The sequence below is a fragment of the Aeromonas sp. R3-1 genome, assembly GCF_040908345.1.
Taxonomy (GTDB): Bacteria; Pseudomonadota; Gammaproteobacteria; order Enterobacterales; family Aeromonadaceae; genus Aeromonas; species Aeromonas veronii.
Genome location: NZ_JBFODN010000220.1, coordinates 21,596 through 35,826, shown reverse-complemented (window position 1 = coordinate 35,826; position 14,231 = coordinate 21,596). Strand labels below are relative to the sequence as shown.

General features: G+C 61.0%; 14 protein-coding genes. 5 read left to right on the top strand and 9 right to left on the bottom strand.

The annotated features are described in order from the left end of the window. Nucleotides 1-4 precede the first annotated feature (4 nt). Nucleotides 5-544 carry a gamma carbonic anhydrase family protein gene (locus AB5Y85_RS14415; protein WP_257687718.1) on the top strand — a complete coding sequence of 180 codons (540 nt, stop codon included), beginning with the start codon at nt 5-7 and terminating at the stop codon, nt 542-544. A gap of 88 nt (nt 545-632) precedes the next feature. Here the strand turns inward: AB5Y85_RS14415 and polA are convergent, their stop codons facing one another. Beyond that, on the bottom strand, nt 633-3,398 hold the full coding sequence (polA, locus tag AB5Y85_RS14410; RefSeq protein WP_257687719.1) for a DNA polymerase I: 2,766 nt from the start codon (nt 3,396-3,398) through the stop codon (nt 633-635). A gap of 400 nt (nt 3,399-3,798) precedes the next feature. Here polA and elbB point away from each other — a divergent pair, with 400 nt between their 5' ends. After that, nucleotides 3,799-4,449 (top strand): isoprenoid biosynthesis glyoxalase ElbB, encoded by a 651-nt coding sequence (gene elbB, locus AB5Y85_RS14405; protein ID WP_257687720.1) that lies wholly within the window; start codon nt 3,799-3,801, stop codon nt 4,447-4,449. A 72-nt stretch (nt 4,450-4,521) separates the two neighbouring features. Here elbB and AB5Y85_RS14400 read toward each other — a convergent pair whose 3' ends face one another. The 4 genes from AB5Y85_RS14400 to AB5Y85_RS14385 form a co-directional block, all read right to left on the bottom strand. Beyond that, nucleotides 4,522-4,731, bottom strand: coding sequence for a cell division protein ZapB (locus AB5Y85_RS14400; protein WP_005339554.1), 210 nt, complete (start codon nt 4,729-4,731; stop codon nt 4,522-4,524). Nucleotides 4,732-4,978: 247 nt separating this feature from the next. Next, a complete protein-coding gene (locus AB5Y85_RS14395) occupies nt 4,979-6,259 on the bottom strand; it encodes a hypothetical protein (protein WP_257687721.1) in 1,281 nt (426 codons plus the stop codon). A 20-nt stretch (nt 6,260-6,279) separates the two neighbouring features. Then, entirely contained in the window at nt 6,280-7,059 is a 780-nt protein-coding gene (cysE, locus tag AB5Y85_RS14390; protein WP_019446522.1) for a serine O-acetyltransferase, read from the bottom strand. An 8-nt stretch (nt 7,060-7,067) separates the two neighbouring features. Next, entirely contained in the window at nt 7,068-7,979 is a 912-nt protein-coding gene (locus AB5Y85_RS14385) for a cation diffusion facilitator family transporter (RefSeq protein ID WP_005339551.1), read from the bottom strand. An 85-nt stretch (nt 7,980-8,064) separates the two neighbouring features. Between AB5Y85_RS14385 and AB5Y85_RS14380 the strand changes: the two genes are divergently transcribed. From AB5Y85_RS14380 to trmL, 3 genes are all read left to right on the top strand, one after another. Beyond that, nucleotides 8,065-8,760: a response regulator gene (locus AB5Y85_RS14380; RefSeq protein ID WP_005339549.1), complete on the top strand. Its 696-nt coding sequence runs from the start codon at nt 8,065-8,067 to the stop codon at nt 8,758-8,760. Continuing rightward, the gene (locus AB5Y85_RS14375; RefSeq protein ID WP_245099239.1) at nt 8,742-10,112 is read left to right on the top strand and encodes an ATP-binding protein; all 1,371 of its coding nucleotides are present in this window, start codon (nt 8,742-8,744) and stop codon (nt 10,110-10,112) included. The genes AB5Y85_RS14380 and AB5Y85_RS14375 overlap by 19 nt, the downstream gene beginning before the upstream one ends. 74 nt (nt 10,113-10,186) lie before the next feature. Further along, the gene (gene trmL / locus AB5Y85_RS14370; RefSeq protein ID WP_064335101.1) at nt 10,187-10,651 is read left to right on the top strand and encodes a tRNA (uridine(34)/cytosine(34)/5-carboxymethylaminomethyluridine(34)-2'-O)-methyltransferase TrmL; all 465 of its coding nucleotides are present in this window, start codon (nt 10,187-10,189) and stop codon (nt 10,649-10,651) included. 13 nt (nt 10,652-10,664) lie between these two features. Here trmL and dinF read toward each other — a convergent pair whose 3' ends face one another. From dinF to lexA, 4 genes are all read right to left on the bottom strand, one after another. Next, entirely contained in the window at nt 10,665-12,026 is a 1,362-nt protein-coding gene (gene dinF, locus AB5Y85_RS14365; RefSeq protein ID WP_257687722.1) for an MATE family efflux transporter DinF, read from the bottom strand. 2 nt (nt 12,027-12,028) lie between these two features. Continuing rightward, entirely contained in the window at nt 12,029-12,655 is a 627-nt protein-coding gene (locus tag AB5Y85_RS14360; protein ID WP_123174031.1) for an SCO family protein, read from the bottom strand. A 210-nt stretch (nt 12,656-12,865) separates the two neighbouring features. Then, nucleotides 12,866-13,081, bottom strand: coding sequence for a hypothetical protein (locus AB5Y85_RS14355; protein ID WP_019446524.1), 216 nt, complete (start codon nt 13,079-13,081; stop codon nt 12,866-12,868). A gap of 483 nt (nt 13,082-13,564) precedes the next feature. After that, nucleotides 13,565-14,188 carry a transcriptional repressor LexA gene (gene lexA, locus AB5Y85_RS14350; protein ID WP_139433841.1) on the bottom strand — a complete coding sequence of 208 codons (624 nt, stop codon included), beginning with the start codon at nt 14,186-14,188 and terminating at the stop codon, nt 13,565-13,567. Nucleotides 14,189-14,231: the final 43 nt, after the last annotated feature.

Genomic DNA, 14,231 nt, shown 5'->3' with positions numbered 1-14,231 from the left:
CAAGATGGACTTGCGACTGAGACCCTACAAGGGAAAACGCCCGCAACTGGGCAAACGGGTGTATGTAGACCCCTGCGCGACACTGGTGGGCGATATCGAACTGGCCGACGACGCCAGCATCTGGCCCATGGTGGCGGCACGGGGGGATGTGAACCATATCCGCATCGGCGCCCGCAGCAATATTCAGGACGGCACTGTGCTGCACCTGACCCGCAAGAGCGCCAGCAACCCGACCGGCTATCCGCTGCTGATCGGTGAAGATGTCACAGTGGGTCACAAGGCGATGCTGCACGGCTGCACCATCGGCAACCGGGTGCTGGTCGGCATGGGAGCCATTCTGCTTGATGGCGTCGTAGTTGAAGATGAGGTGATGATCGGCGCAGGTTCGCTGGTGCCACCGGGCAAGCGACTCGAATCGGGCTTTCTATATTTAGGTAATCCCGTCAAACAGGCTCGTCCGCTCAAACCCGCCGAGATCGCCTTCCTCAAGACCTCGGCTGACAACTATGTCCTGCTCAAGGATGAGTATCTGCAAGAGACCTGATAGGGCTGGCAGAAACAGGAAGCCCGGCATAATGCCGGGCTTCGCTTCTTATATAGCTATATAGCCATGCAGAACGGCTGACCGGAAATCAGTGGGCCTGATCCCAGTTGTCACCGGTGCCCGCTTCAACCAGCAGCGGCACATGCAGTTCGGCAGCTGCCGACATCTTCTCCTTGATGATGGCGGTGTACTCCTCCAGCTTCTCTTCGCGGATCTCGAACACCAGTTCATCGTGTACCTGCATCAGCATGCGGATCGACTCATCCTCGATACCGCGGATCCAGCTGTCCACATTGATCATGGCGCGCTTGATGATATCGGCGGCCGTGCCCTGCATCGGGGCGTTGATGGCGGCCCGTTCGGCGGCCTTGCGCAGACCGGCATTGCGGGACTTGATATCCGGCAGATAGAGGCGACGACCAAACAGGGTCTCGACATAGCCCTGGGCTTCCGCCTGCTGACGGGTGCGCTCCATATACTCCAGCACGCCCGGGTAGCGCTCGAAGTAGAGATCCATGTACTTCTGCGCCTCAGCACGGCCGATCCCCAGCTGCTTGGCCAGACCGAAGGCGCTCATGCCGTAGATGAGGCCGAAGTTGATCGCCTTGGCGCTGCGACGCATGTCGCTGGTCACCGCATCAAGTTCAACCCCGAATACCTCGGCAGCGGTCGCCTTGTGGATGTCCTTGCCCTCGGCGAAAGCGGTCAGCAGCCCCTTGTCGCCGGAGAGATGCGCCATAATGCGCAGCTCGATCTGGGAGTAGTCCGCCGCCACCAGCTTGTAACCGGCGCACGGGATGAAAGCCTGCCGGATGCGACGACCCTGTTCGTTGCGTACCGGGATGTTCTGCAAGTTGGGATCGGTGGAGGAGAGCCGGCCGGTCGCCGCCACTGCCTGATGATAGGAGGTGTGCACCCGTCCGGTCTGCGGCTTGATCATCAGCGGCAGCTTGTCGGTGTAGGTGGACTTGAGCTTGGCCAGCCCACGGTGCTCCATCAGCAGTTGCGGCAGCTCATAGGTCTCCGCCAGCTCGGCCAGTACCTCTTCCGCAGTGGATGGCGCTCCCTTGGGGGTCTTTTTGATGATCGGCAGCCCCAGCTTGGTGAAGAGGATCTCCCCAAGCTGCTTGGGCGAGGAGAGGTTGAACTCCTGCCCGGCCAGCTCGTGAGCCTGTTTCTCCAGCTCTGCCAGACGCACTTCGATCTCCTGGCTCTGCTGGTGCAGCAGTTTGGGCTCGATGGTGGTACCGAGTCGCTCCATCCGCGCCAGAACCGGCAGCAGCGGCAGCTCGATTTCGCTGAATACTTTGGCGAGGCCCGGCTCGGCAGAAAGCTTGCCCCACAGCGCCTGATGCAGACGCAGGGTGATGTCGGCATCTTCCGCTGCGTAAGGAGCCGCCTGCTCCAGCTCGATCTGGTTGAAGGTGAGCTGCTTCACCCCCTTGCCGGCGATATCCTCGAACGAGATGGTTTCAACGTTCAGATACCTGCGGGCCAGTGAATCCATATCGTGGCGGCTGGCGGTGGAGTTGAGCACGTAGGACTCGAGCATGGTGTCGTAGGCAATGCCCTGCAGGTCGATGTCATGGTTAAGCAGCACGTTGCGATCGTACTTGAGGTTCTGTCCCACCTTGAGACGGGTCGGATCTTCCAGCAGCGGTTTGAGCTTGCCCAACACCACGGCCTCGCTCAGCTGTACCGGTGCCCCAAGATAGTCGTGGCCAAACGGCACATAAGCAGCCTTGCCCGGTTCAACCGCGAAGGAGACGCCGACGATCCGCGCCTCCATATAGTCGAGACTGGTGGTTTCGGTATCGAAGGCAAACAACGGTGCCGCTTTCAGCTGTTCCAGCCAGCCGTCAAACTCGGCTTCGTCCAGAATGCAGCGGTAGTCGGTTTCGATGGCGGCAACCGGAGCGGCGCTCTCATCGCCAGCCTCGTCTTGTCCGGCGCTCTCGCTGCCCTCTTCACCACCGGATTCCAGCTCCTTGATCAGGTTGCGCAGCTCGTATTCGCGATAGACCGCCAGCAGGGACTCCTTGTCGACCGGTTTTAGCAACAGCTCTTCCAGACTCTGTTCCAGCTCGACATCGGTCTTGATGGTCGCCAGTCGATAGGAGAGACGAACCTGCTCCTCCTGCTCGCGAAACTTGTCAGCGAACGCCTTGGAGCCACGGAAGCCGAGGGCGGCGACCTTGTCGAGGTTGGCGGCAATCTCGTCGATGCTGCCAATCCCCTGCAGCAGGGCCAGTGCGGTCTTCTCGCCGACACCGGTCATGCCGGGAATGTTGTCGACCTTGTCACCCATCAGGGCCAGGTAGTCGATGATGAGCTCGGGCGGCACGCCGAACTTCTCGATCACCCCTTCCCGATCGGTCTTCACATCTTTCATGGTGTCGATCAGGGTGACATGGTCGGAGACCAGCTGTGCCATATCCTTGTCACCGGTGCTGATCAGCACCGGCAGCTGCTTCTCGGTCGCCTGGCGGGCCAGAGTGCCGATCACGTCGTCGGCTTCAACCCCTTCCACCATCAGGAAGGGGAAGCCCATCGCCTTGATCATCTGGTGGATGGGCGCAACCTGGCTGCGCAGATCGTCCGGCATGCTGGCGCGGGTCGCCTTGTACTCGGGATAGATGTCATCGCGGAAGGTCTTGCCCTTGGCATCAAACACCACAGCCACATGACAGTCAGGATATTGCTTGCGCAGGCTGCGCATCATGTTGGCCATGACACGGACGGCGCCGCTCGGCAAACCGGTCGATGTGCGCAGATCGGCCTGCTGGGAGGCGAAGAAGGCGCGGTAAAGATAAGAGGAGCCGTCGACCAGAATAAGGGGGTTGCTAGGGGCCATGAAATCGTCCTGCCAGAGATAAACAGCCGCTAGGATGCCACAGGGCCCCCCTCACACCAAGGGGCGCAGCAACAGCACACAGCGCCTGATTATGGGACTCAATCTGTGGATAACTCTGTGTTCAAAAATGGGGCGCATCAGAGTGCACAGTGATGAAGCTGTGTATAAGAATACAAAAAGCCATTAAAAACAATTAATTGAGATCGTAAAAACCGATCGAGAGACAGTTAGGATGATCTCGATCAATGTGGAAAAAGATTTAAGGGAGTAGGTACGGCAGGATCCAAAACGAAACAATCCTAGCACAGCAAGATGACTTGACCAGCGGAGGGCGAGCGATAACCATACAAAAGTACAACAATCCATCCTGGCTCACATTTTCAACAACGAGGAGTTTGCCATGAAAAAAGTGGCCGTGATTTTGAGTGGCTGCGGTGTCTTTGACGGGGCCGAAATCCACGAGGTCGTAATCAGCCTGCTGGCGTTGGCCCGTCAGGGAGCCGCCGTCCAGTGCTTCGCCCCGAACGTAGCGCAGCTCCATGTCATCAACCACCTGACCGGTGAAGTGAGCGAGGGAGAGAGCCGCAATGTACTGGTCGAAGCGGCCCGCATCTGTCGTGGCCAGATAAAGGATGTGGCCGAGCTGGATGCGGCCGATTACGACGCGCTGCTGGTGCCCGGCGGCTTTGGCGCGGCCAAAAACCTGTGCGACTTCGCTATCAAAGGAGCCGAGTGCCAGATCCAGCCCGATGTGCTGAAAGCGTGCCAGAGCTTTGCCAACGCCAACAAACCGGCCGCCTATATCTGCATCGCGCCCGCCATGATCCCGCTGATCTATGGTGCCGGTACGCTGGCGACCATCGGCCATGACGAGGGTACCGCCAACGCCATCGAGGCGATGGGTGGCAGCCATCTCAACTGCCCGGTCAACGAGTTCGTAGTGGATCAGGAGCGCAAGGTGATCTCCACCCCCGCCTACATGCTGGCCAACAACATTGTCGAAGCGGCAGACGGCATCGAGAAGACAGTCAAGCAACTGCTGGCGCTGTAATTCCCATCCCGCCAAAAACAGACGAGCCGCTCATGGAGCGGCCCGTTTTCAATTCTGCCTGAAGGCGATGAATTAGATGGTTTCGCCCATCTGATCCATCTTGCCCAGCAGGGCACGCAGACGCTCCTGCCATGCAGTGTGCTCGTTGCGCAGCTGATGGTTCTCGTCTTGCAGCTTGCTGTTCTGCTCTTTCAGCTCGTCCAGCTCCATCTTCAGCAGGGAGATGTTGTCGACGGCGGATTGTACTTTGGATTCGAGTTGCTCAAGGACTTCTAGTGACATATGCATACCTGTTTGTTCAATTGCGATGCCCCACAGAGGGCGATTCAAGCGCGTGAAGCCAGCATACCCCGAGCGCATCGGCACAAACAAGCCAGTGCGCTGTAAAATGCGCCTTCCATAGATGTATTGTCTAAATATGCGTCTATTTTTCTCGCATCCTGCGCCCGAGCCGCGACAACACACTGAACCGTGCGTAAAAAGCCCCGCCACCCGCGCATCATTGGCCCCCCTCCTGACGGCGCCGCCGTTATCCATGCAAGGCGATATAAGCCCCCAGCAACAGACAGGCGACAACATACATCAGCAGGCCGTAGAGCAGGTTCCAGCGCAGGATCAGCCCGGCACGGAGGTTGTAGCGTGAGGCCAGCGCCAGATTGGATCCGGAGAGCGGACTGGTGCCGGTGGCAAGCCCCCACCCCAGCAGGAAACACATACCGAGCAGGCTGGGATCCGGCGCCAGCGGCCAGAGCAGTGGCGCCAGCCCGGAGATACTGATGAGCGGATGCACCCCGACGATGGCCACCAGCAGTATCAGCAGCAGAGTGAGGGATGCCTCAAGCCAGCCAAAGTGATTGAATAGCGGCAAGCCGTGACCGGCACCGAGATCGATGACCGACAACGCACTGTTGATGCCTGCCGCCAGCAAACCGGCCCCCAGAAACAGCACCAGCTGACCACCGATGGCGGGAAAGCGTTCCACCACCTGCCGCTTGAGGGCCGCCTTGCGCCCGGCCCTCGGCATAAAGAGCAGCGCCAGCAGCGGGGCCACCAGCGCGATCACCGCCAGAATGCCGAGCTGGGGCCAGACCTGCTTGATGAGCAGTACCAGCAGCGCCAGCGTGACCGGCAACCCCAGGGTCTGCAGCCGCAGCGGATAACCGGCAAAGTCGGCTACCCCGATCCGCTCCACCTGCCAGGCAGTCAGCCCCATCGCCAGCAAGGCGGCGAGGATTCCGAACGGCAGAATATGGGAGAGCTGCAAGCCCGGCGCATAGGTGAGCGCCACCGCCATGGCGACAAAGAAGGGTGACCAGAAGGCAGCCGCACAGAAGATCCGGCTCAGCACCATCACCTGACGCCGCTCCAGGGTGCCATTGCGCTCCAGCCGATCGCCGATGATAAAGAGCACCGAGAGGTTGATGACCGCCCCCAGCAAATTGAGGCTGGCCATGGTGCTCCACAGCCCCTTTCGCCCGGTCCAGGAGGTGGTGCCGGTCAAGAGACCCGAGGTGGCGAGGTTGAGGGTGCTCACCGCGGCAAACATGGTGAGCATATTGATGTTGGGCAACAGCCAGTCACCGGCGCTGAGGGGCGCGCCCTGCCACCAGGAGAAAATGAGCAGCAACAGCGCCGCGCCATACAATGCCAGCGCCTGCCGCTTGGCGGCCCCCACCAGCCAGGGCCAGGTGAGCAGTGACGCCCCCCAGGCCGCCATGGCCGCTGGCCAGGGGGAGAGTCCCAGATAGAGATGCAGCAAGTTGAGCAGCCACATCCCCAAAATCAGATAACCCGACCAGCGTTTGGCCATCGACTACTCCGGCCGGGAGATCAGAGACACTGATCCATATCCAGTGAAGGCTTGTCGCACTCCGGACGGCCGACGATCTTGGCGGGTACGCCAGCGACCGTGGTATGAGGCGGCACCGGGTTGATCACCACGCTGCCCGCACCAATTTTGGCACCCACGCCCACTTCGATATTGCCGAGCACTTTGGCGCCCGCCCCTATCATCACACCTTCGCGGATCTTGGGGTGGCGATCGCCGCTCTCCTTGCCGGTACCACCGAGGGTCACGCTCTGCAGGATGGAGACATCATCCTCAATCACCGCCGTCTCGCCCACCACTATGCCGGTGGCGTGGTCGAACATGATCCCCTTGCCGATGCGGGCGGCCGGGTGCACATCCACCCCGAACACCACCGAGATCTGGTTTTGCAGATAGAGGGCCAGCGAGCGGCGCCCCTGCCGCCACAGCCAGTTGGCGACCCGATAGCCCTGCAGGGCATGGAACCCCTTGAGATAGAGCAGCGGAGTGGAGAAGAGGTCGACCGCCGGATCGCGCTCCTGCACGGCGCAGATGTCGGCCGCCACTACCGTCAGCAGCTCGGGCTCGCTGCGCAGGGCCAGCTCGATCACCTCGCGCAGGGCGATGGCGGGCATGGTGGCGCTGTCGAGTTTGTTGGCCAGCTGGAAGCTGAGGGCCGAACGCAGATTCTTGTGATTGAGAATAGTGGAGTGGAAGAAGCTGGCCAGCATCGGCTCCTGGGCCGCCATGCACTGTGCTTCTTGCTGAATTTTGTGCCAGGTTTTGGCAACCAGTTCATCCATGTTGCAGCCTACTGTTGTTCTGGGTGAGGGCTCTGTTGTTCTTTTGTCAGCACCGAGATGGGGTCCATGTGGATGATGACATCCATCCGCTCGAATGCCTGGCGTACCGCCAGTTCGGCTTCATCGGCGATCTGATGGGCCTTGACCAGGGGGATCTGATCATCCAGTTCAAGATGCAACTGTACGAATCGGGTCGGCCCGGATTGACGGGTGCGCAGGTCATGTACGCCGTGTACACCTTCTACGGCACAGCAGAGCGCCATTATTCTCGCTTGTTCTTCCGCTGGCAACTGACGATCGAGCAGGGCCTGCACCGACTCGTAGCCGATGTGCCCGGCCCCCCACAACAGGAACAGCCCGATCAGGATGGCAAACAGGCCGTCGGCCCAGTACCACCCCTGCCCCGCCAGCACCAGCGCCAGCAAGACACCGGCATTGAGCAGCAGATCGGAACGGTAGTGCAGCATGTCGGCCTTGATGGCCACACTGTTGGTCTTGCGAATAACGAAACTCTGGAAGCTGACCAGCAGCAGGGTCAGCACGATGGATCCGCCGCTGACCCAGAGACCCGCTTCCAGTCGCAGGATAGGCGCCTGATTGAGCAGGGATGAAATTCCGTGCATCACCAACAGCAGGGCAGAGCCGGAGATAAAGGCCGACTGGATGAGGCCCGCCAGCGACTCCGCCTTGCCGTGGCCGAAACGGTGCTCGTCATCGGCGGGGGCAAGCGCATAGCGAATGGCCAGCAGGTTGATGATGGAGGCACTCACATCCATGAAGGAGTCGGTGAGCGACGCCAGCAGGGTCGACGAGTCGGTCATCAGCCAGGCGATCAGTTTGCCGATGATCAGCAAGGTAGCGGTGGTGACCGCCGCTATGCTGGCAAAGGTCACCCAACGGGAATATTGTTGATGGCTCAAAACCGGCTTTCCTCTGGCGATGAAAAACTTATTATACCCTGACCCCGGCGTCAGTTTGGCGCGAAAATCTGCGGAATAACACCAGATGAACAGAATACTCCTGGTCGACGACGATCTTGAATTGACCCAACTGCTCACCGAAATTCTGACCCTGGAGGGATTTCAGGTCACGGTCGCCGAGGATGGTGAAGAGGGGCTGCAACGGCTGGCGGAGCAGAGCTTCGATCTGGTGCTGCTGGACGTAATGATGCCCAAGCTCAACGGCTTTGCCATGCTGACCAAGCTGCGCAAGACCCACGACACCCCGGTGCTGATGCTGACCGCCCGCGGTGACAGCCAAGATCGGGTCAACGGTCTGGAAGCGGGTGCCGACGACTATCTGGCCAAGCCATTCGATGACAGGGAGCTGCTGGCCCGGGTACGCGCCATCCTGCGCCGTACCCAGAGCGCCCCGCCCCAGCGCGGCAACTCCTCCGACGAAGTGCACTTCATGGATATCGTGCTGCAACCTGGCCTGCAGCAGGCCCGCTGCGGCGAACAGCTGCTGGAGCTGACCGCCACCGAATTCGGGCTGCTGGAGTGCCTGCTGCGCAATCCCGGCCAGATCGTCAGCAAGAGCCACCTCTCCGAGCAGGTGCTGGGCAAGAAGCTGGAACCCTTCGATCGGGCCATCGACATGCATCTGAGCAACCTGCGCAAGAAGCTGCCGGACCGCACCGATGGCCAGCCCCGCTTCAAAACCGTACGGGGGCGCGGGTACCTGTGGCTAGAGCAAGAATAGAGCGCATCAACTCCCTCAACGGGATCTCGACCCACATCTTCCTCTGGTTCTGGTTCATGCTGCTGGTGATGCTGGCCGCCGTGATCAGCCTGCCGACCCTGGATCCCCGCAACCAGATCCCGCTGCCGACCCACGAAGTGGCGCGGATGCAGAACAACGTGCAGGCTCTGCTCAACGCCGCCGAGCCGGAGCAGGATTTCGATCTGGCCAAGGCGATGGACAAGATCGCCATGCTGCCGGTGGACAACGTCTACCTGCGCGACGAGAAGGGGCAGATACAGTCCACCACCCATCCGCGCAAGTTCGTGGTGCGCTTTATGGTGGATGCTGACGACCCGGCCAATCCCATGCTGGGCAACGAGGATCGCAAGGCGATCGCCGGCCCCTTCCTGATGGAGCACCACGGTCATCGCTATCACGTCTATTTCGGCCTCAATGCCGAGAACCCCTATCTGTTCCTGTTTATTCAGGTGCTGGATCACCCGATCCGCATTCTGGGCATCTCGATGTTGGTCAGCACCCCGCTCTGCCTGCTGCTCGCCTGGCGGCTGACCCGCCCCATCCTGCAGTTGCAGAAGTCGGTCTCCCAACTGGCGGCTGGCAATCTGGAGGTACAGATCCCCAACCTGGGACGGGGTGACGAGATCGGCCAGCTGGCGGACAACGTCAGCCGCATGGTAGAGACGCTCAAGAGCATGATCCAGAAGCAGAAACAGCTGCTCTCCGATATCTCCCACGAGCTGCGCAGTCCCCTCACCCGGATGCAACTGGCGCAGGCGCTGATCCGCCGCAAGCAGGGTGACAGCGCCGAGCTGGCGCGGATCGAATCGGAGATCGGACGGCTGGACAAGCTGATCGGCGATCTGCTGGATCTGTCGCGGGTACAGCAGCATGTAGAGGCACCGGTGGTGCACCCGCTGGCCGACCTGCTGGAGCCCATCCTCGAAGATGCCATGTTCGAGGCAAACCAGAGCGGCAAACAGCTCAGACTGCCGCCACTGCCCGCAGAGTCGATCCAGATGTGGCCCGAGCTGCTGGCCCGGGCGGTGGAGAACCCCCTGCGCAACGCCCTCAAATATGCCCGCGAGTTCATCAAGGTGGACTGGTATCGGGAGGGGCAGGAGTGGGTGATGACCATTCGAGATGACGGCCCCGGGGTGCCAGACGAGCAGCAGGCGCTGCTGTTCCAGCCCTTCTTCCGGGTCGATGATGCCCGCAACGCCAAGACTGGCGGCACCGGGCTGGGGCTGGCCATCGCCTCGGAGGCGATCCAGCGCCACGGCGGCACCATTGCGGCCAGCAACAATCACCCGACCGGGCTGACCATCACCATCCGCTTGCCCATCGCCTGATCCTTTTCATCCGGACGGGCGCTGGGTATGCTGGCGCCCCTTCTTGGCTTTACACCTCTTTGCAGGAGCTCGTCATGCTCGATATCGTCCTCTACCAGCCGGAAATTCCGCCCAACACCGGCAATATCATCCGGCTCTGCGCCAATACCGGTTACCGGCTCCATCTGATCGAGCCACTGGGGTTTGAGTGGGATGACAAGCGGGTAAAGCGGGCGGGACTCGACTATCACGAGTTTGCCGAGGTGAAGCGCTGGCCGAACTATGAGGCTTTTCTGGCCGCCGTGGCGCCCAAACGGGTGTTTGCCTGCACCACCAAGGGGCGCACCGCGCACTCGGCAGCACAATATGCCCTTGGCGACGCCCTGCTGTTTGGCCCGGAGAGTCGCGGCCTGCCCATCGAGATCATCGAGAGCCTGCCATTCGAGCAGCGACTACGCATCCCTATGGTGCCCCAGAGCCGCAGCATGAACCTCTCCAACGCGGTGTCTGTCTTTGTCTACGAGAGCTGGCGCCAGCTCGGCTACGACGGTGCCATGTAAGCGCCACCGATGATCAGTGGCGGGCGTCGAGCAGATGCCCGCTGCGCTCCAGCCGCCAGCAAGTGACCCCCTGCGACAGACCGCGCCCCACCATCAGCGCCGCCATCGCCGCCCATAGCGCGGCCACGCCCCACGACTGACAGAGCCACCAGATCGGGAAGAAGCCGCCAAACGCGGCCAGCAACATGCTGTTGCGCATCTCCCGGGCCCGGGTCGCCCCGATAAATACGCCATCCAGCAGGAAGCACCAGACCGCCAGCAACGGCATGGCGATCAGCCAGGGAAGCTGACGATTTGCCTCCGCCACCACGGCCGGAATGTCGGTGATATAGCCGATAAGGTGGGCACCAAAGAGGGCAAACACCAGGGTAAAACCACTGGCGATGAAGGCGGCCCAGCCCAGATTGAGCACGATGGCCTCCCGCAGTTTCTGCCGATCCCGCTGACCGATGGCTCGTCCTACCATGGCCTCCACCGCATAGGCAAAACCATCGAGCCCGTAGGAGATGAGCATCAGGAAGTTGAGCAGCACCGCATTGGCGGCCACCGCCACATCCCCCAGTCGTGCCCCTTGCAGAGTCATGAAGGCGAAGCAGAGCTGCAAACAGAGGGAGCGCAGGAAGATATCGCGGTTGAGACCGAGCAGCCGCACCATGGGCGCGAGCTGTCGCCAGCGCTGCCAGCCATCCTGCCACACTGTCGGCGCCAGTTGTCGCAGCTGACGGCGTACCAGCCAGATCCCGACTGCCAGCGCACAGTAGTCCGCCATGACCGAGGCCGCCGCCACACCCCGCACCTGCCAGCCGAGCCCCAGCACAAACAGGGCATCGAGCGCCATGTTGACCAGATTGGTGAGGATCAACATCACCATGGGGCTGCGGGCATCCTGCATCCCCAACAGCCAGCCCATGACCACCAGATTGCAGAGCGCCGCCGGGGCGCTCCAGATCCGCACCGCCACATATTGGCCCGCATAGAGCTGCACCTCGGGCGAGCCGCCACTCAGGGCGATCAGTCGTGGCAACAGGGGGAAGAGCAACAACAGCAGCGCCAGACCGAGAGCAATGGCCAGCCCCAGCGCCCGCAGCAGGGTATCGAGCTGGGCACGACCGTCGGCGGCGCCGTGCGCCTGCGCCGTCAGCCCGGTGGTCGACATCCGCAAGAAGCCGAGCAGCCAGAAGATGAGGTTGATCAGGGTCGCACCGACCGAGACGCCCCCCAGAAACCAGGCCTGACCGAGATGACCGATCACCCAGGTGTCCACCAGCCCCAGCAAGGGGGTGGTGATATTGGAGAAAACCATGGGCAGGGCGAGCGCAAAGACAGCGCGGTGGCGAGAGGGATCTCGCCACCAGGGGGCAACAGCTGGGGTCACGCTCAGTGGCCTGCCAGCTTCAGAATGCGGGCGAAGTCAGAGAGCATGGTGGCCATCTGCACCCGGGGCACCTGACCCGGCGCCACCTGCGGGCGGAATACCGCCTGCAGCTTGCCCTTGGGATTGATGAGCACGATGGAGGCGGAGTGATCGATCAGGTAATCCTTCTCCCCCTGATTGGCGATGGAGTAGATCAGCCCCAGATTGCGCACGAACGGGAACAGTTTGTCGTGGGGGGCGGTGGCCGCCTTGAACTCGGGATTGAAGAAGGCGGTATAGGTCTTGAGACGTGGAATATCATCACGCTGGGGATCCGCCGAGATAAACACCACCTGACTGTCGGGCGCCATCTTCTTCAGCTGGTCATAGACGGAACGGATATCTGCCAGGGTGGTGGGGCAGATATCGGGGCAGAAGGTGTAGCCGACAAACAGGAAGGTCCAGTGCCCCTTCAGGTTGGCAGGAGTGAACGGCTGGTTGTCCGCATCGGTAAAGGCGAAATCATTGATGTCCCGCCCCGCCGGATAATAATCGGCCTGTTCCGGCTGCTCTGGCTGCGTGGCGTAGAACACCAGGATCAGGCAGGCTGTCAGCAGCAGAAAGAGCAGTGGATAGCGGAGCTTCATCATAACAAGAGACCCTTTCAGTTCGAGGCAGATGGCCAGCAGTGACCGGACAAGAGGGGGGCATTGTACCCCAGCGAGCCGCCAAGGTGGTTCAACCTTGTGCAACGCCCTGTCAGGAGTCGACCATTTGGCATAATTAATCGCCAGTTGCGGCCATAAAAAAACCGGCCCCCTCTGGTGCCGGTTATGGATGGATTTGTTTGTCTCTTCTGCTCAGGGGCGAGCGTTACGCCCCTGCTGCAACATCTTGCCGATGGCCCGCACGCCGATGGGAATCACGGGGGCCAGCCAGCCCTCTTCCCCCTGGCGATCACCGTGACCACGCTTGAACAGCAGCACCAGACGCACCACCTTCTCTTTCGGGCATCCCAGCCAGAGCGTCCAGTGCGAACCACGATGGTGCAACCAGAGACCGTAAAACCAGGTCATCCGGCTACCTTTGACGAAACGGGTGATTGACGATTCCGCTGGCGCAGCCCCAGCCTCTGAATCCCATGGCGATCTTGATGCCATACCAGTCCTCCTTGACCGACAGGTCATGTTGCTTCGTCGGCCTGAACTGGGAACAGGCCCGTCACGACTATCTGCAACCATTACGAGTGGTCCCCTTTGCCTGGCAAGGCTCGGGATCTCCCCACTCCCCCTTCATATCCCGTGAAGGTGTACTGCCCGATTCTCGTTGTTACCGGCCCTCCCGTCCTGCGCATTGCGATGGTCAGAGGGAGGCGCCAAGCCCAGTCTCGGCGACAGGGCACTGATCTGAGCATATATCTGAAATGGATGATTGGTAGCCGGTCACGCAGGACAAAAATGCCGCCGCCGATGATCTGTTTGATATGACAGGGAAAGTGCGCCAGAAACAGCACGGCCTCTCGAAGGAGGCCGTGTGGCAAACGCAGTTGGCGGGGATGATTACATCCAGTCGGCGTTGCGGATCACCCCGACCGCCAGTCCTTCGATGGTGAGCTGCTGGCAGGAGAGATCCACCTCGATGGGGGAGAGCTCTTCATTCTCCGGCAGCAGCCATACCTGACTGCCCTTGCGCTGGAAGCGCTTGACGGTGACATCCTCATCGAGACGAGCCACCACCACCTGACCGTTGCGCACCTCCTGAGTCTTGTGCACAGCCAGCAGGTCGCCATCCAGAATGCCGATGTTCTTCATGCTCATCCCCTGCACCCGCAGCAGAAAATCTGCCCGCGGGTGGAACAGGGTAGGATCAACCTGATAGTGGCTCTCGATATGCTCCTGAGCCAGGATGGGTTCACCGGCAGCCACCTTGCCGATGAGCGGCAGGCCGCTCTCTTCCAGCACCTCTTCCTCTTCGAGCAACAGGCGAATGCCGCGGGACGTGCCCGGCATGATCTCGATGACCCCTTTTTTGGCCAGGGCCTTCAGATGTTCTTCGGCCGCATTGGCCGACTTGAAACCAAGCTTCTGGGCAATCTCGGCACGAGTCGGCGGCATGCCGGTCTCGCTCATGTTCACCTTGATCAGCTCCAGCACTTCGGCCTGGCGGGGGGTAAGGGGTTTCATAGAATTGGCACCTGTCTTTTTATACAGCACACTGGCAGTATAT